Annotated in this window: 15 protein-coding genes; 10 read left to right on the top strand and 5 right to left on the bottom strand. The window is 52.2% G+C overall.

From position 1 onward, the window contains the following. Positions 1-58 precede the first annotated feature (58 nt). The 5 genes from FH871_RS08950 (at position 59) to FH871_RS08970 (ending at position 7,180) form a co-directional block, all read left to right on the top strand. The gene (locus FH871_RS08950; protein ID WP_138991111.1) at positions 59-1,657 is read left to right on the top strand and encodes a sodium:solute symporter; all 1,599 of its coding nucleotides are present in this window, start codon (positions 59-61) and stop codon (positions 1,655-1,657) included. Between the two features lie 124 nt (positions 1,658-1,781). Further along, positions 1,782-2,750 carry a dihydrodipicolinate synthase family protein gene (locus tag FH871_RS08955; protein ID WP_138991112.1) on the top strand — a complete coding sequence of 323 codons (969 nt, stop codon included), beginning with the start codon at positions 1,782-1,784 and terminating at the stop codon, positions 2,748-2,750. A 365-nt stretch (positions 2,751-3,115) separates the two neighbouring features. Next, positions 3,116-5,137 carry an SUMF1/EgtB/PvdO family nonheme iron enzyme gene (locus tag FH871_RS08960; protein ID WP_138991113.1) on the top strand — a complete coding sequence of 674 codons (2,022 nt, stop codon included), beginning with the start codon at positions 3,116-3,118 and terminating at the stop codon, positions 5,135-5,137. 358 nt (positions 5,138-5,495) lie between these two features. Continuing rightward, positions 5,496-6,449: a nitrilase family protein gene (locus FH871_RS08965; protein WP_138991114.1), complete on the top strand. Its 954-nt coding sequence runs from the start codon at positions 5,496-5,498 to the stop codon at positions 6,447-6,449. A 113-nt stretch (positions 6,450-6,562) separates the two neighbouring features. Then, complete coding sequence (locus FH871_RS08970; protein ID WP_138991115.1) at positions 6,563-7,180, top strand: trimeric intracellular cation channel family protein; 618 nt, start codon at positions 6,563-6,565, stop codon at positions 7,178-7,180. Here the strand turns inward: FH871_RS08970 and FH871_RS08975 are convergent. Together FH871_RS08975 and FH871_RS08980 are read right to left on the bottom strand one after the other, a co-directional pair. Beyond that, positions 7,174-7,638 (bottom strand): Lrp/AsnC family transcriptional regulator, encoded by a 465-nt coding sequence (locus tag FH871_RS08975; RefSeq protein WP_114408801.1) that lies wholly within the window; start codon positions 7,636-7,638, stop codon positions 7,174-7,176. The two genes, FH871_RS08970 and FH871_RS08975, sit on opposite strands and share 7 nt — an antisense overlap. A 190-nt stretch (positions 7,639-7,828) precedes the next feature. After that, positions 7,829-8,617 carry an alpha/beta hydrolase gene (locus tag FH871_RS08980; protein WP_138991116.1) on the bottom strand — a complete coding sequence of 263 codons (789 nt, stop codon included), beginning with the start codon at positions 8,615-8,617 and terminating at the stop codon, positions 7,829-7,831. Between the two features lie 241 nt (positions 8,618-8,858). Here FH871_RS08980 and FH871_RS08985 point away from each other — a divergent pair, with 241 nt between their 5' ends. Then, a complete protein-coding gene (locus tag FH871_RS08985; RefSeq protein ID WP_138991117.1) occupies positions 8,859-9,095 on the top strand; it encodes a hypothetical protein in 237 nt (78 codons plus the stop codon). A gap of 76 nt (positions 9,096-9,171) precedes the next feature. On the opposite strand, the gene FH871_RS08990 is transcribed toward FH871_RS08985, so the two are convergent. Continuing rightward, positions 9,172-9,759 carry a Crp/Fnr family transcriptional regulator gene (locus FH871_RS08990; protein ID WP_138991118.1) on the bottom strand — a complete coding sequence of 196 codons (588 nt, stop codon included), beginning with the start codon at positions 9,757-9,759 and terminating at the stop codon, positions 9,172-9,174. 6 nt (positions 9,760-9,765) lie between these two features. Continuing rightward, positions 9,766-11,430, bottom strand: a complete 1,665-nt coding sequence (locus FH871_RS08995; protein WP_138991119.1) for an amidohydrolase — start codon at positions 11,428-11,430, stop codon at positions 9,766-9,768. A 112-nt stretch (positions 11,431-11,542) separates the two neighbouring features. Here FH871_RS08995 and FH871_RS09000 point away from each other — a divergent pair, with 112 nt between their 5' ends. From FH871_RS09000 to FH871_RS09015, 4 genes are all read left to right on the top strand, one after another. Next, positions 11,543-12,493 carry a hypothetical protein gene (locus FH871_RS09000; RefSeq protein WP_138991120.1) on the top strand — a complete coding sequence of 317 codons (951 nt, stop codon included), beginning with the start codon at positions 11,543-11,545 and terminating at the stop codon, positions 12,491-12,493. A gap of 72 nt (positions 12,494-12,565) precedes the next feature. Continuing rightward, positions 12,566-12,775 carry a DUF2281 domain-containing protein gene (locus FH871_RS09005; RefSeq protein WP_229317148.1) on the top strand — a complete coding sequence of 70 codons (210 nt, stop codon included), beginning with the start codon at positions 12,566-12,568 and terminating at the stop codon, positions 12,773-12,775. A gap of 170 nt (positions 12,776-12,945) precedes the next feature. Next, positions 12,946-14,166 carry an NADP-dependent isocitrate dehydrogenase gene (locus FH871_RS09010; protein ID WP_114408808.1) on the top strand — a complete coding sequence of 407 codons (1,221 nt, stop codon included), beginning with the start codon at positions 12,946-12,948 and terminating at the stop codon, positions 14,164-14,166. Between the two features lie 114 nt (positions 14,167-14,280). Then, positions 14,281-15,531, top strand: a complete 1,251-nt coding sequence (locus FH871_RS09015) for a DUF2264 domain-containing protein (RefSeq protein ID WP_138991121.1) — start codon at positions 14,281-14,283, stop codon at positions 15,529-15,531. 290 nt (positions 15,532-15,821) lie between these two features. On the opposite strand, the gene FH871_RS09020 is transcribed toward FH871_RS09015, so the two are convergent. Continuing rightward, positions 15,822-17,711 carry a YgiQ family radical SAM protein gene (locus tag FH871_RS09020; RefSeq protein WP_138991122.1) on the bottom strand — a complete coding sequence of 630 codons (1,890 nt, stop codon included), beginning with the start codon at positions 17,709-17,711 and terminating at the stop codon, positions 15,822-15,824. Positions 17,712-17,719: the final 8 nt, after the last annotated feature.

Raw genomic sequence — 17,719 nt, forward strand, 5'->3', positions numbered from 1 at the left:
ATTCTTATAATTTATCGTAATCATTCCGGCTTGAAAACCGGTGTCCGATCGAAACCCAATGAAAACCCTTCCCGTTGTCGATTTGCTGGTCATTGTAGCGTATCTGGTCGGGATGATTGCCGTTGGGGTTTATTTTTCCCGCAACAACAAGAGTGCCGATCAATTTACGAAAGCCTCCGGGAAGATTCCGGGCTGGGCCATCGGCATGTCGATTTACGCGACCTTTCTCAGCAGCAATACCTTTCTGGGCGTACCGGGCAAAGCCTTCGGCAGCAACTGGAATTCGTTCGTTTTTAGTCTGGCGATGCCGCTGTCGGCCTGGGTAGCGGCCCGGTATTTTATTCCGTTCTACCGCAATACCGGCGAGGTGTCGGCCTACACGCACCTCGAACACCGGTTTGGAGCCTGGGCGCGCACCTACGCCGTTGTCTGTTTTTTGCTGACCCAACTCGCCCGCATGGGGTCCATTTTCTTCGGCATTGCCCTCAGTTTGCAGGCGTTGACGGGGTATCCGATGGCGACGATTATGATTGTGGTTGGCATCTGCATCATTCTCTATACGGTGATGGGGGGCATGGAAGCGGTGATCTGGACGGAAGTGGTGCAGGGCGTCATCAAAACCGCCGGCGCGCTGATCATTCTGTATCTGGTGGTCGACGGCATGCCGGGCGGGGTCGACAGGATTATTGAAATCGGGAAGGTCGACGATAAATTTAGTCTGGGCAGTTTCGCGCCAAACTTCTCGCAGTCAACATTCTGGGTGATTTTTCTGTACGGGTTTTTCATGAACCTGAACAACTTCGGGATGGATCAGAACTACGTTCAGCGGTATCACACCACCACCTCGATCAAGGAAGCCGCGCGTTCCATCTGGCTGTGTGTTTACCTGTATGTGCCGGTTTCGCTGATGTTTTTTGTGCTCGGCTCGTGTCTCTACGCCTATTATCAAACCAATCCGGAACTGCTCGACGCCATCCGGATGCAGGTTGCGGGCGAACGCTTGCCCGACGGCAGTCCCGAAGCCATCCGGCAACTGGCGGCCACCCTGAGTCCGGCGGAATATGGCGATAAAGTGATGCCGCATTTCATGGTGAACAAGGTGCCGGCCGGGCTGGTCGGTCTGATCGTCGCGGCCATTCTGTCGGCGGCCATGAGCACCATCAGTTCAAGCATGAACGCGTCGGCCACGGTTTTTTCGGTCGATATTTACCAGCGGTATTTGAACCCGAAGATGACGGACGGGCAATCACTGCGGTTGTTATACATTGCCACTACGGTTTTCGGGGTGCTGGGCATGATAGCCGGCATTGCCATGATTGGCGTCAAAAGCGTGCTGGACATCTGGTGGCAACTGTCCGGTATTTTTGCCGGCGGCATGTTGGGTCTGTTTTTACTGGGCATGATTTCCCGGCAAACCCAGAATGCCGAAGCCCTGACGGCCACTTTGGTCGGCGTGCTGGTGATTGTCTGGATGACGTTTTCGCCCCAGATTCCCGACGAATACGCGGCTCTCCGCAGCACTTTCCACCTGAACATGGTCATGGTGATTGGAACGCTGACGATTTTTCTGGTCGGCTTGCTGCTCACCCGCATCCGGGGCAAAAAGCTCGAACCCGTTCCGGAATTAAAGCCCAACAATAGCGTCATTACGGAGTAGCTATTACCCGATTGAAGAATCTAACTGTTTTTAAACCCTGACCCTTAATAAACCCGTCCTCCACCGCCCTTTTCGAAGGGCGGTGGGCAGGGTACTGATATTTTTTACCTTCTTTCCTCTAACCATGCCATCCACTCCTTCAGTCGGGTCGTTACCCCGTGGGTTCATCCCCGTCATGCTTACTCCTTTTCAGGAAACCGGTGCCGTCGATGGGACGACGCTGGCCCAATTGACCGAATTTTACATCGAAGCGGGTGCTGCGGGCCTGTTTGCCAACTGTTTATCCAGCGAGATGTATGAACTGACGGAAGATGAACGGCTGGCCGTCACCAAACTGGTTGTGGACCAAACCGCCGGGCGGGTTCCGGTGGTCGCTACGGGCACGTTTGGTGGACCCATCGCCCAGCAGGCCGACTTCGTCAAACGGATTTACGATACCGGTGTTCAGGCCGTGATCGTGATCACCAGCCTGATTGCCGATGCCGACGAATCGGATGCGGTTTTTCTGGAACGGATGCACGAACTGATCGCCCTGACCGAAAACATTCCACTGGGTTTCTACGAATGCCCGGTTCCCTACAAGCGGTTGATCAGCAGCGATATATTGAAAGACTTGATGCCCACCGGACGGCTTATTTACCACAAAGACACCTGCCTGGATGATGCCGAAGTGGCCCGGCGGATTGCCGTTGGTGCCGGGTATCAGTTCGGTTTGTACGATGCCTACATGGTCAATGCAGTTTCGTCGTTGCGGGCCGGAGCGGCAGGTTTGTCGTGCATTCAGGGTAATGAATTTCCGGAACTGGTCGTGTGGCTGGCCAACAACTACAATAACTTGGCGCGTCAGGATGATGTCAAGCGGGTGCAGCAGTTTTTCGTAGATTGTATGGACCTGGTTCATACGGCCTATCCGACCATTGCCAAATATACCCTGCAAAAACGCGGATTACCCATTTCGCTGTATACCCGCCGGGACGTCGATCCCCTGACGCCGGCCTTGCAGCGCGACATGGATGCCCTGGTCGAAACGGCCAATCAACTCCAACTGGAATTGGGAATCGAGCCGGTTTTCGTGGGGAAATTGATCGGATAGAAACGCGGATTGAACGGATTAAAATCTGTGAAAATCCGTTTTGATCCGTTCAATCCGTGTTCCCATCGAGCTAGTCATTCCGGTTTGTCAGAAGCTTGAAAAAACCGAGCTATTTTTGCCCCGTTAGGGGCTCAACAGCGCAGCGTTGGCAGCCGACCTACCTTGTAGAGACCAATTGTTTCGTACCTATCGGCACGATGGAACCGGAAATTTGCCTTTTTCTACCTATCTACCGACGCTGCGCTGTCGAGCCCCTAACGGAGCAAAAACTTGCTTGACCTTCTATCTTTACGATCCGGATGCGGTGCCTGACGGTACTTTCCAGGCGTTGAATGAAGCATTATTTCACAAAGTATTAAGTCCGTATGAAACCAAGCCGTCTCATTCTCCTCTGCCTTCTGTTTTCAAAAACCGTTTTTGCCCAGGAAATCAACTCCGTCGGCATGAAGCTGGTGACCATTCCCGCCGGGCGGTATTATAGGGGGTCGGAGGGCGAAGGCGAAAACGCTGATGAAGCACCGGTGCACCGGGTGACGATCAGCAAACCGTTCCGGATGGCGGCCACCGAGGTAACGAATGCACAATACGAAGCCTTCGACCCCGAACACAAAAAGCTGCGGGGCAAAGCCGGTTTTTCTAAAGAAGATGACGAAGCGGTGGTGTTTGTAAACTACGCCGAAGCGGCGGCTTTCTGCGATTGGCTGAGCAAAAAAGAAGGCAAACCGTATCGGTTACCCACTGAGGCCGAGTGGGAATACGCCTGTCATGCCGGAACCGTTACCGACTTTTCGACGGGCCGGTTTTTACCCAGCAGCTACCAGAAAAGCCAGAAAACTGACCGGACGCCGGTGGTGGTGTCGTTGAAAGTGGGCCAGAATCCGGCGAATCAATGGGGCTTGCAGGATCTGCACGGCAATGTCGAAGAGTGGTGCTCGGACTGGTATGGCCCCTACGAAGCCGCCGAACAGCGCGACCCGGTGGGCCGGGCAGCCGGTTTGTTTCGGGTGACGCGCGGAGGAAGCCACGGCACCCCGATGAACTACCTGCGGGCGACCAACCGCCTGGGCATGATTCCCGACGACAAACACTGGCTGGTGGGCTTTCGGGTGGTGCAGGCCGAAAAACCGGTTGGTCAGCCGCTTCCGGCTCTTCCGGCCAAAGCCAACGCGCAGAACGTTTCCCAAAAACCGTTTTCGTGGAAAACCGTGTCGCCTTCGCAGCCGGTTTTTCTGGAACCGATTCGCTACGCCAACAAACCGGCTTGTGATGCCAGGGTGACGTATTATTCGCACAACCACCAACCCGCCCTGAGCTGGTGTCCGAACGGCGATCTGCTGGCGATCTGGTTCTCGACCGAGAAAGAATCCGGGCGTGAAATGACCGTGGTGGCCAGTCGCTTACGCGCCGGACAGCAACGCTGGGATGCACCCTCCGAATTTTTCAAAGTGCCGGATCGCAACATGACGGGCAGCTCGCTTTTTCACGACGGCAAGGGGACAATCTACCACATGAACGGCGTCGAAGCCAGCGGAGACTGGCAGAATCTGGCGATGGTTCTGCGCATCAGCCGCGACAACGGCGCGACCTGGTCGGCCCCGCAACTGGTGGCCCCGGAGCACGAAAAGCGGCATCAGGTGATAGCCGGGCTGTTTCAGACGAAAGAGGGCTGGCTGGTGCAGGCCTGTGATGCCGACCCCAGTTCGTCGGGCGGGACGGCGGTGCACGTCAGCAAGGATGGCGGTAAAACCTGGGTAGCGCCGTATACTGACCCGCAAAAACCGGATTATAAAACCGGGGCTTCCGGCGGACTGATTGCCGGGATTCACGCGGGGGTAGCGCAGTTGAAAGACGGCAGCTTGATGGCGTTTGGCCGCAACGACAACGTTTCCGGGGCCGACGGCGTAGCGAAAATGCCGATGAGTCTTTCGAAGGACATGGGCAAAACCTGGACGTATTCGCCCTCCGAATTTCCGCCGATTGCGGGCGGACAGCGGCTGATTTTCTACCGGCTGAACGAAGGACCGCTGATGCTGATTGCGTTTACACACCACCCCGAAGAACCCGACGAAACCAAGAAAGGCATGGTATTTACCGACGCGAGCGGAAAACCGTTCAAAGGCTACGGCATGTACGCGGCTCTTTCCTTTGACGAAGGAAAAACCTGGCCGGTGAAAAAGCTGTTAACCGACGGGAAATACCGCTACCTCAACGGCGGAGCCTGGACGGGGGCCTTTGAAATGAACGCAACGAATGCCGAACCACGCGGTTATCTGGCCCTTACGCAAACCCCTGATAATCTGATTCACCTGATCAGCAGCAGCATTCATTACCGGTTTAATCTGGCGTGGTTGCAGCAGAAGCTGGTGCAGGAAGCGGCCAGACCGTAGGAATTTGTCGTTGGATTGGGGTGAAGGGGACAGAACCTTCCGGGATTTTGTTGATTCGATCTTCGTGTGATTTAACGAGTTAATGAGGGAAGTCTAAAATCCCGGAGGGATTGAACAGCGCAGCGTCGGTAGTCAACACGGTTTTGTGACGTTTCCGCGTGCCGTCAGGTACGCAACTATTTTAGCAAGACGGTGGTCGCGTACCTCACGGCACGCTGGGTATGCGGTCCTTTTTACTACCGACGCTGCGCTGTGAAGCCCCTAACGGGGCCACCAACCGAACGGTTATTTCTTGAACTCTGATAAACCGGGGCGGTATTCATTAGCCGAAACTGGATTCTCGTTTTACTTTTACGGGATGGAACCACTTCGTATTGCCACCGCCCAGTTTGAACACCGCAACGCTGATAAAGCCTACAACCTTTCGATTATCCGTCAGTTAGCCGCGCAGGCAGCCCAACAGGGAGCCGACGTCATCGCTTTTCACGAGTGCTCGATCACCGGTTATACCCACGCCCGGCACTTGTCGCGGGAGCAAATGCTGGAACTGGCCGAGCTCGTACCCGACGGCGACAGCGTTCGGGCGCTGACCGAAATTGCCCGCGAACACCAGATTGTGGTTCTGGCCGGTTTGTTCGAAAAAGACGACCAAAACCGCCTGTATAAACCGTACGTATGCGTCGATGAAAACGGGCTGATGGCCAAATACCGCAAACTCCATCCCTTCATCAATCCGCATGTGTTGCCCGGTGATCAATACGTCGTTTTTGAGATCAAGGGCTGGAAATGCGGCATTTTGATCTGTTACGATAACAACATCATCGAGAACGTCCGGGCTACGACTCTGCTGGGGGCCGACATCATTTTCATGCCGCACGTCACGATGGGCACGCCCTCGACCCGCCCCGGCGCCGGGTTTGTCGATCCGGTGCTCTGGGAAAACCGGGAGCAGGATCCAACCTCGCTGCGGCTGGAATTTGATGGCATGAAAGGCCGCGCCTGGTTGATGAAGTGGCTCCCGGCCCGGGCCTACGACAACGGCATTTACGTGGTTTTTTCCAACCCGATTGGCATGGACGACGATCAGCTCAAAAACGGCTGCTCGATGATTATCGACCCCTTTGGCGATGTGCTGGCCGAATGCCGGACGCTCGGCAATGATCTGGCGATGGCGCTTTGCACCCCGGAAAAGCTGACGCGGGCGGGTGGTTATCGCTACAAACTGGCCCGCCGACCCGAACTCTACCGGGACATTATCGGGCAGGAGCATCAATCGGAACAGAAAGTCGTCTGGCTGAATACCTCATTGTAAAACCCATCCAGCGGTTTTTTTGCCGGAGCAATAATCGTTGAGACACACGTTTGATCGACACTGAAACCGGATAAATTTCGCAGGATATGCCAGAAAAGTGTTTCCTTTGAAACATGACAACCGGGTATTTCATCGACTTAGTCGGGACGAGTGTTTTCGCCATTTCGGGCGCCCTGTCGGCGTTGAGCAAAAAAATGTACCATGATTTATTCGGGATCTTTTTTATCGGCTTCCTGACCGCTACCGGTGGCGGCACCCTGCGCGATGTGGTCATGGGAGCCTATCCCATTCCCTGGATCAGGGACCCGAATTACCTGATCGTGATCATGGGCAGCGTCGGCGTTGCGGTTTTAGGCCGTCGGTGGTGGCTCGGGAAACTTCGCAACGCCTTGCTGTTCTTCGATACACTGGGCATCGGCATTTACACCATTTTCGGGATGCAAAAAGCCCTGAGTCTGGACGTCAACAACTGGGCCGCCATTCTGCTGGGTATGATTTCGGCACTTTTCGGGGGCGTTTTGCGGGATACGCTGGTGAATGATTTGCCCCTGATTTTCGACCGGCAGATTTATGCCACCGCCTGCTTGGCCGGTGCCATCATTTACCTGATCGGCCATACGCTGGAACTCGACCCAACCCTTAATTTCCTGCTTTCCGCCGGAACCATTACCCTGATTCGTCTGCTGGCCATCCGGAAAGGCTGGTCATTGCCCCGCATTGGCACTCAATGAATCGGATAGCCCAGGTTGCGTTTGATTTCTTTCAGCACAAACGTGCTGTTCAAGGTGCCAATGTTCTCAATTTCAGATAGTTTGTATTTTACGAAGTTGTGGTACTCGTCTAAACTGCCGACGTGAATTTTCAGCAGGAAGTCGACCTGCCCGGCCATGTGGTAACACTCCTGCACTTCAACCAGCTTCTTAATTTCTTCTTCAAACTTGTTGATGAAAGCCTTGTCGTGATACCGCATCGACACCTGGCAAAACGTGGTAATCGGCTGGCCCAGCAGGTTTTTATCCAAAACCGCCACATACTGTTTGATAAAACCAAGACCTTCCAGCCGTTTGATCCGTTCGTAAACCGGTGAGAGGGTCAGGCCCAGTTGCGACGCCAGTTCTTTGGTGGTCAGCTTTGCGTCTTCCTGCAAAAGCCGCAGCAGTTTTTTGTCGATTTCATCCAGTTGTTCCATGCCGAAAATTTTTCTTTTTTCAATACCTAAACGTGTTCTATTCAGCAATACTATCTTATCAGCTATCGTATCACAACAGAATTAACTGATTTATTTGACAAATTCCTAAAAAAAGTCTGTCGAACTATCGTTCAACAACAATGTAGACTGCGTCGGTACCTGATGAGAAGCGGCAGCGGACAGCAGACGATCAGGCGTGTTTCGCGAGCCAGTTCAGGATATAATCGGCGTCTTCCTTCCAGGTCGGTTGTCCCAGCACGTAGTGGTTGCGTCCCGGAAATTCCTTGTAATCCAGCACCGAACCGTTCCCCTTATACGCGTTGAAATTCCGGTAGTTTAAATGGGCCGGGATGATGTTGTCGATCTCGCCGGAAGTGAGCAGGAGGGGAACGTGCGGTTTGGCAAAATCTACTTTGGCGGCACTGGTCAGCCCCCCGCGGGCAACGGTTTTCGATTCCGGAATCGTGTTTTCGTCGTACGCCTTTTGTTGCTCGGCCAGCGGCATGTTGTTCACGAAAGCGTATTGCCAGTCCTTGAAAGACATCAGGTAGGTTTTCTTGAGCGAGGTAAACAACCCGAGGGCTTTCCAGCCGGCTTTCAGAAACGAAAATTCGTAGGGAAACACGCCTTGTGGGGGCACGGAGTGAATGGCGACGGCGGCTGCCGCCAGATCGCTGTTCACCAGAATCTGTGTGATCAAACCACCCAGCGAGTGTCCGATAATGATCGGTTTTTCGGGCAGGCTTTTGGCGATAGCTGCATAGTGATCAACGAGTTCGCCCAGGGTCAGGGCGGCCAGGTCGGTGTCGTTTGGCTGGCGGTTTCTCAGTTCGGCTGCCGTGCCGTTTTTGTAGGGCCAGGCCGGGGCAAGGGTTTTGTAGCCTTTGCTTTCGAAATAGGCTTTCCATTCATCCCAGCCACTGTTGGCGACGAAGGCTCCGGTAATAAACAGGACGGTTTTGGTTTTACTGGCTTTCATGATCGTATCGTTTAGAAGGTATTTTTTCGTTTGTCGTTCAGCGATTTGAACAGGACAAAATTCGGCAGGATCGCGACCAATCTTTTTAACCCGGGTTAAGAAAGCAAAAACGGGCGAAAAAACTTTTTGGAGCAATCACCCAAAATTTTTACCGGAACACGTGACTTCTTCCAACTTCCTTCGTCCAACCTTATAGAAAGCCGAGAGACGGACATTCACACTACCAACCCTGCTTATTGCCATGAGAAAACCAACCTTTGCTCTGGCCGCCCTGGCCCTCTTTTTCGTTCTGGCTTCTATCGCTGGTAGTGGTATCTTGAGTATGCTTAGCGGTTTAATTGCCGTTGGGATGGGTATAACGGCTGGTATTGTTCAATCGGCGGAATGGGTAGACGAACACGATTACTTTATTCCTGACCCGGATGCGTCCCCTGTGTCTCGCATAAAAAACCGCGCTTTGATTTCCAATACGCACTGAATCGATTCGTAATCAGTGATTTATACGCAGATTTTTACGCACTTTTTTAAAAGTTGATGAAGGAATTACCTCGTTGTCAACGCCCGGCCATTCTTTTGCGGATGCGGCTCAGCGACGGCCCCTGAATCCCGAGGTACGAAGAAATGTGGTAGAGCGGGATGGCGTTGTAGAGATCGGGGTGCTGTTCAATCAGTTCCAGATACCGTTGTTCCGGGGTTTTAAACAGAAAATCCTCGGCACGTTCCATGGCCAGGTTAAAGGCCCGCTCGGCCACCAGCCTTCCAAAATGCTCCCACGGTTGCGATTGCGCGTAGAGCTGGTTCACGTGGTTGATGTGAATGTACAGAATGGTGGAATCGACCATCGACTCCGTGTAATAATTGCAGGGCGTCTGGTTGACAAAACTCTTGTAGGAAACGACGATCTGGTTCTGCGTAAAGAAGAAAACGTTTTTTTCTTCGGCGGTTTCTTCATTCACATAATACGTTCTGAAAACCCCGTCCAGAATGAAGCCGAGGTGTTTGCAGACATTCTTGTACTCATTGTAAAACTCGCCTTTCCGGTAGTGTTTCTTTTGCCAGTAAGGAATGGACAAGGCAAAGGCTTCCTCATCCATTCCCGCAAACTGGTTCAGGGCATACCCTAGTAAATCGATTTCCGTCATTGCCGGTTACTTTCCTTTCGATTCTTTTTCCTTCATCAATTCCGCTCGCTGGTCGTCGCGCAGGGTGGGGTACTTGATGCCCAACTGCTCCAGATAGGTTTTGTATTTGGTCGGATCGTAGTAATATTTCTTCAATTCCGGCTTGAATTTCGTCATGATCTCCCTGTTCAGATACACTGCCGGGTACTCTTTGGGCGAGATTAGGGGTGTGTATTTGATCTCTTTCGTCTGTTCTTTGGTGTAATAGTCCCAGGCGTTTTTGATAATTTCGGGTTTCAGCAACATGTCCAGCAGCGTCATGGCTTCCGCTTTGGCACCGGCTACGACGCCTTTGTGGGCAATCGGGGTTGCCATCGAAATGGCGTTTGACCAGTGGTGGCCCGGCAGCCCCGGAATGTTGGACGGATACCGCAACACGACCGTCGGCAACGACCACGAAATGTCGGCAATGTCGTCGGAACCGCCACCCATGGATGTCATCACCTGCCCGCCCATCATGGCGGTTGGTGCCGAGGGCGATTTCATGCTGTCCAGTTTCATCGCCAGCCCTTCCACTTTTGGGGCCTGCAATTCCTTCTGCGACGCTTTGGCCAGCATCTGGTCTTCCTCCGACCAAACCGGCAGCCCTACTTTCCGGATGTTGGCGTCCATGGCTTCGGCAATCGGTTTGTTGAAGTGCCCTGGCCAGGCCGAGCCCAGAATTTCGTAGGTAAACTTGGTATCCGTCATCAAAGCTGCACCTTCCGCAATTTTGACGCCGGTTTCGTAAAGTTTCTTGATTTTGGGGTACGTCCGTTCGCGGAAATAATACCAGACAGCGGCTTTCGAGGGCACCACGTTGGGCTGGTCACCGCCGTCGGAAATGACGTAGTGCGACCGTTGGGTCAGTTCGAGGTGTTCGCGCCGGAAGTTCCAGCCGATGTTCATCAGTTCGACGGCATCCAGCGCACTTTTGCCCCGCCAGGGCGCGCCGGCTGCGTGGGCGGCCTGGCCTTCGAAGGTAAATTTGACCGACACGATCCCATTGTTACCCGCATCGCCGTGCGAAACGCCGAGGTTGTTGCCGACGTGTGTAAAAATGCAGGCATCCACATCTTTGAAATAACCGTCGCGGACGTAGAAGGCTTTGGCACCCACCAACTCCTCGGCCACTCCCGGCCACAGCATCAGCGTACCCGGTATTTTCTCGCGTTCCATCAGTTGCTTGACGGCCAGGGCCGCAACGATGTTCAGTGCCTGACCGGAATTGTGGCCTTCGCCGTGGCCCGGTGCGCCTTCGACCAGCGGATCGTGGTAGGCCACCCCCGGTTTCTGGCTGGCTTTCGGAATGCAGTCGACGTCGGAACCGATGGCGATGACGGGTTTGCCGCTTCCCCAGGTCGCAATCCAGGCCGTCGGCATGTTGGCAATCCCTTTCTGTACCTTAAATCCTTCTTTTTCGAGCAAGGTCGTCAGGTACTTGAACGTCTCTTCTTCCTGAAAACCCAGTTCCGAAAAGCTGAACAGCATGTCGTTGATCTGCTGTGCCTGGTCTTTCCGCTTGTCGATGTCGGCGACGGCTTCCTGTTTCAGGCGTTCCAGTTTGTCGGGCGCCTTGGCTTTTTTTGATTGTGCTACCAGCAGCGAGGGAACTAATGCCAGCAAAATCATGATTTTTGTAAAGTTTTTCATAATTTAGGCCAAATTTTATTCTACAATTAGAGTAAAAACCTGTTAAATATACGGACAAACGGTTACATATTTACGATCAGATAACCGGTGTGTTCATAAAAAATGTTCTTTTATGAAGCCTTTATTTTGTTTCACCCTATTACTCTTGTTCACACTGGGTTGTCAGAAAGGGGAATTTGTTTTGCCAACTAATATTGGCTCAACGCTGCGAACATCTTCCGTTCGTCAAGCAAATGGCAACTACACCAATGAAACGAAAATAACGCATTACTTTGATCAGTACTGTCGGCTGGTGCAACGGAAAGAAGAATTATTTCAAGATGAAACTTTTCTTTACAATACCAAGAAGATAATTTATCTCTACAATACCGATGATTTGTTGATCGAAGAAAAGGTTTACGTCAATTATACGCCATTTTACGATACACCGGATAGGTTACTGGAACATCATACTTACGAATACGATAATCAGGGACGGATAAAAAGCATGGTTAAAAACGGAGAATTAGAGTGGAAATTTGAGTATGATGATCCTAAAAAGCGAATTGATAGGTACAATTGTTCGCAGGGAAGGTGTAGCTTAAGCAGTTCGCTTGTTGATGGTAAACAAATTGATGTAATAGAAGGTAACTATAAATCTTCGACGCCCACCGATCTTTACGATATATACTGGGAGAGCACTTATGATGAGAAGGGAAACGAAGTTTTGATTGAACAAAAAAAGTATATGGAGAAGGAATACAATAAAAATAAACCATTAACCCGGATTACTATTGACTACGACACTAAAAAGACACCGCCTGTAGACATTTCTTATGCTGATTTTAAAGGCTTTCCGGCCGGTTTTTATTCATTTGGAAAAAAACGTAATAACCGTCTTAAAGAAACCTGGTTAACCCATGACGGGAGTGTATTGGTGGGACATGTAGAAGTCAGGTATACGTATGACTACAATTCAGCAGGTTATCCCGCGCAGGTTTTGATCCGTAAATTGGATAAACTCACGAATAAAGAGTTGGAGCAGCCCATCTACTATCGTTATGAATACGGTTGCTCGAATTGACTGCTTTTAGTATTGAATCGCAAACACGCATCGGCTTCTGGATAAAATACGAAATGATTTTTCGGGTTTTCTATGCTGAACTATTGGGAGGTATATAAAAAGCTGCAAACGCTATCTGCTCCTTATCAGACTGAGGTAGAGTATTTTATTGATTTTCTAATAGCGAAGCAAACCCAAGCGAACCCGCCTGAGAAAAGGCCGGTTTTTGGTAGTGCCAGGGGGCAATTCGAAATGTCGCCCGATTTTGATAAGCCGCTGGACGACTTTGATGATTGCCAATAACGGATTTACCACTGGCTATCCAATTCGCTGGCTTTGGTAACTCTTTTTGTTATTGAGTCCGTCTGCTCAGTTCCCCATTCTATTCCTCCGCTTTCATTTCCCGGTATTGGCAGAATTGTTACCTTTGCGGCTGATTTCCTGTATCGTTTCACTTGATTGATAGAAAACCAATGGAGAAAATTAAAGTGGCAAATCCGGTTGTCGAACTGGATGGTGACGAAATGACCCGAATAATCTGGAAGTTTATCAAAGACAAACTCATCCTACCCTACATCGATGTTGACATTAAATACTACGATCTGGGCGTAGAATACCGCGATGAGACCAACGACCAGGTAACGATCGATGCCGCCAATGCCATCAAAGAATACGGTGTCGGTATCAAATGCGCCACCATCACGCCCGACGAAGACCGTGTCAAAGAATTCAATCTGAAACAAATGTGGAAATCGCCGAACGGCACCATCCGGAACATTCTGGACGGTACGGTTTTCCGCGAACCCATCGTGATCAAAAACGTGCCGCGTCTGGTCACCAACTGGACGGCCCCGATCATCGTTGGTCGGCACGCGTTTGGTGACCAATACCGGGCGACGGATTTTCTGGTGCCGGGCAAAGGCAAGCTGACGATGAAGTTCGAAGGCGAAGACGGCACCGTTCAGGAATACGAAGTGTACCAGTTCCAGGGGCCGGGTGTGGCCATGGGTATGTATAACGTGGATGAATCCATCCGGGGTTTTGCCCATGCGTGTTTCAACATGGCGTTGCAGAAAAACTGGCCGCTGTACCTGTCGACTAAAAACACGATCCTGAAAAAATACGACGGTCGTTTCAAGGATATTTTCCAGGAAATTTACGAAGCCGAATTCAAGGCGAAAGGCGTTCACTACGAACACCGCCTGATCGACGACATGGTGGCATCGGCTCTGAAGTGGGAAGGTAACTTTGTGTGGGCGTGTAAAAACTACGACGGTGACGTTCAGTCGGATACTGTGGCCCAAGGTTTCGGTTCACTCGGTTTGATGACGTCCGTACTGGTGACGCCCGACGGCAAAACGATGGAAGCGGAAGCGGCTCACGGGACGGTTACGCGCCACTATCGCGAACACCAGAAAGGCAACCCGACTTCGACCAACCCGATTGCCTCGATTTTTGCCTGGACGCGCGGTCTGGCTTTCCGGGGTAAACTGGACGGCAACCAGGCGCTGATCGACTTCAGCCTGGCGCTGGAAGAAGTGTGCGTCGAAACCGTTGAAAGCGGAAAAATGACGAAAGATCTGGCCTTGTCGGCATTCCCGAGCGGCACCAAACTCGTCGCTGGTGAACACTACCTCAACACCGAAGATTTCCTGGAAGCACTGGATCAGAATCTGAAAGTGAAACTGGGTTAATCGTAGAAATAATGCTGAGCAAAAGACCTGTGAGGTTTCAAAAACCTTGCAGGTCTTTTTTTTGTATTTTTCGCCAAATTCAACCCGCAGATTACCCTAAACCCGGCATACCGTATGAAAAGAAATACCGCAATCTATGTAGTGATCGGTCTGCTGATGACGCTGGCTAATCCCGGTTTTGCGCAGAAGAAAACCGCTGTTAAAAAAGCTCCGTTGCTGACTGATCGTCAGCTTTGGCTGGCCGAAATGGATAAGATGGTTCGCCCGGTTTTGCGGAGTCTGGCGCACGACAGCCTCCGCATCGTGATGCCCCAGATCACTTCCCAACGGGTCGACAACAAGGCGCAGCGGGTTCAGGTGCAGTATCTGGAAGTGTTGGGTCGGGTGTTGAGCGGCATCGCGCCCTGGCTGCAACTCGAAGGCGGAACACCGGAAGAGGTGGCGCTGCGCAACCAATACCGGCAGTGGACGCTGCAGGGGCTGTCGAACGCACTGGATTCGACGAAGAACGATTACATGCGGTTCGATGTGGCCGCCCAGCAACTGGTCGATGCCTCCTTTCTGGCTTTTGCGTTCGTAAGGGCGCCCTGGCTCTGGGAAAACCTGGATGCAACCACCCGAAACCGCCTGGTCAACGGATTTAAAACGACCCGCCGGTACCGCCCCGGTCTCTCGAACTGGCTGCTGTTTTCGGCGATGACCGAAGCTTTTTTTTGCAAGTACGGCTACGAATGGGACCCCATGCGCATCGATTATGCCCTGCAACAACTGGAGCAGTGGTATGTGGGGGATGGGATGTATTCCGACGGCACGCACTTTGCGTTCGACTACTACAACAGCTACGTCATGCAGCCCTATCTGGCTGCGATTTCCGGGATTATTAATGGTAAGAACGGGTCATACAAAGACATGACGCTGAAAATAAAGAAGCGCAATGAGCGCTATGCCGTGATTCAGGAGCGATTGATCAACACGGATGGCACCTTTCCCGCGACGGGCCGTTCGATCATTTACCGGGGAGCGGCTTTTCATCACCTCGCCGACATGGCCTGGCGCCAAGCCCTGCCGGAACAACTCAAACCGGCCCAGGTGCGCGGTGCCCTGACGGCAGTGCTGAAAAAAACGCTGGAGAGTCCTTCTACCTATCGCAACGGCTGGCTGACCCTCGGTTTGTATGGTTCACAGCCCGACATTGCCGACGTTTACAACAACCAGGGCAGTCCCTACCTTTGCACCGCTCTTTTCCTGCCCCTTGGCTTGCCCGATTCCGACCCGTTTTGGGCCGATGCGCCGGTCAAATGGAGTGCACAGAAAATCTGGAGTGGCGAAGATTTTCCCAACGACCACAGCGTCGATTTGAGGTAACTCATTTAAGACAAGACCTTTAGCAGAAAAACCAATGGAAAGGCTTACCCCGGAGGGTTTTTCTGTCAATAGAGACCGGCTTGTTCTTCGTTCAGCCCCAGGAGGGGCGTTCTAATGGCTATTTCGGTGTTTAAGGCCGCCCCTGCCGGGGCTTACACCATTGACTGGGCTTGCGTAGCAATTGACACAAAACCCCTTCGGGGTAAAATGGTGATCGAATGAATAAAACCGCTGCAAGAATGGCCTTTAGGCTAGGTCGGTTTTCGGGATCACCCGACGAATAAACCCATTTACTTGCGTTTGCGGCCGTTGTAATTCCCCGTATACCGATTGGTACTTTCCTTTTTGGCACTTCCCAAAAGCCGTTCGAGCAAATCCGGGCGGTTGAGCTTGGTCAGCCGGTCGCGAATCCAGTTTTTGTATTCGGGTTTGTACCAGAAGAAATAGTTATTCTGGTTCTTCTTTTCCTCCCGGGTCTTGGCGGTTTTCACCGGTTTCAGCGTGTACGGATGAACGCCGGAGTAATAGATAACTTCGGCCACCGTCATCGGTGTGGGCGTAAAGTCCTGAACCTGTTCGAGTTGGAAGCCGAGGTCTTTGGTTTCGGCGGCTAGGTTGGCCATATCCTGTTCTTCACAGCCGGGGTGTGACGAAATGAAGTACGGAATCAGCGGCTGCTTGAGGTTGAATTTTTCCTGAATCTTGTCGTATTTCTCCTTAAAGAGCCTGAAGTATTTGAACGACGGTTTTCGCATCACCCGCAGCGTGTCGTCCGACGTATGCTCGGGCGCGACCTTCAGCCGACCCGACACGTGGCGCGTAACGAGTTGCTCCATGTATTCGTCGTGGTTGCCATCCTGATTGTTTTTGTTGAAATCATCGACCAGTAAATCGTAGCGTACGCCCGAACCCACAAACGCCTTTTTGATAGCGGGGTGGGCGTCGACTTTGCGATACAGCTCCGTCATCGGCTTGTGCGACGTATCGAGGTTAGAGCAAATTACCGGGTGAATGCAACTCGGGCTTTGGCACCGGGCGCAGATCGATTCGTCTTTGCCCTTCATCTTATACATATTGGCCGATGGCCCGCCCAGATCCGAGATGTACCCTTTGAATTCGGGATGCTTCGTAATTTCTTCGACTTCTTTCAGAACCGACTTTTCGCTGCGGGAAGCAACGAACTTCCCCTGGTGCGCCGAAATGGTGCAGAAACTACAACCGCCAAAACAACCCCGGTGCATGTTGACCGAAAACTTGATCATCTCATAGGACGGAATCGGTCCCCGTTTTTTGTATTTCGGGTGTGGCAGGCGGGTGTAGGGTAAATCGAACGACTGGTCGATTTCGGCTTCTTCCATTGTCTTGAACGGCGGATTGATCACCAGAATCTGATCGCCGACTTTCTGAAGAATCCGGTTGGCCTGCCACTTGTTCGACTCCACCTCCACAATTTTGAAGTTGGCCGCGTACTTGATTTTATCTTCCAGACAGACCTCGTGACTTGCGAGTTCAACCGAACTCCACTCATTGTAATCGCGCAGTTCGGTGCTGGCATCGTGCAGAAAAGCCACCTGATTAATGTTCCGCATCAACGAAAACGGCACACCCTGCCGCGCCAGTTTGAGAATTTCGCGGAGCGGTTGCTCGCCCATACCGTACACCAGCATATCGGCCCCGGCATCCACCAGAATCGACGGCATCAGTTTGTCCTGCCAGTAGTCGTAATGCGTCACCCGACGCAGCGAAGCCTCGATGCCGCCGAGCAAAACCGGCACATCGGGGTAAATTTCTTTCAGGATTTTGGTATACACAATGGTGGCATAGTCGGGCCGGAAACCCGCTTCACCGCCGGGCGTGTAGGAGTCATTGGAGCGCAGGCGTTTGTTGGCCGTATAGTGGTTGACCATCGAATCCATACAACCCGCCGTCACGCCAAAGAAGTATTTGGGCTTGCCAAACTTCCGGAAATCGCGCAGGTCGTCTTTCCAGTTGGGTTGGGCAATGATAGCAACCCGAAAGCCCTCACTTTCCATGATGCGGCCAATCACAGCGGTTCCAAAAGCCGGGTGGTCTACATAAGCATCCCCTGAAACAAGCACAATATCAACTTCATCCCAGCCTCTTTTTTCGACTTCTTTCATCGTCAGAGGCAACCAGTCTGTCAGGGGTCTTTCAATCATGAGCACGT

Source organism: Larkinella sp. C7, from assembly GCF_006149005.1.
Classification (GTDB): Bacteria; Bacteroidota; Bacteroidia; order Cytophagales; family Spirosomataceae; genus Larkinella.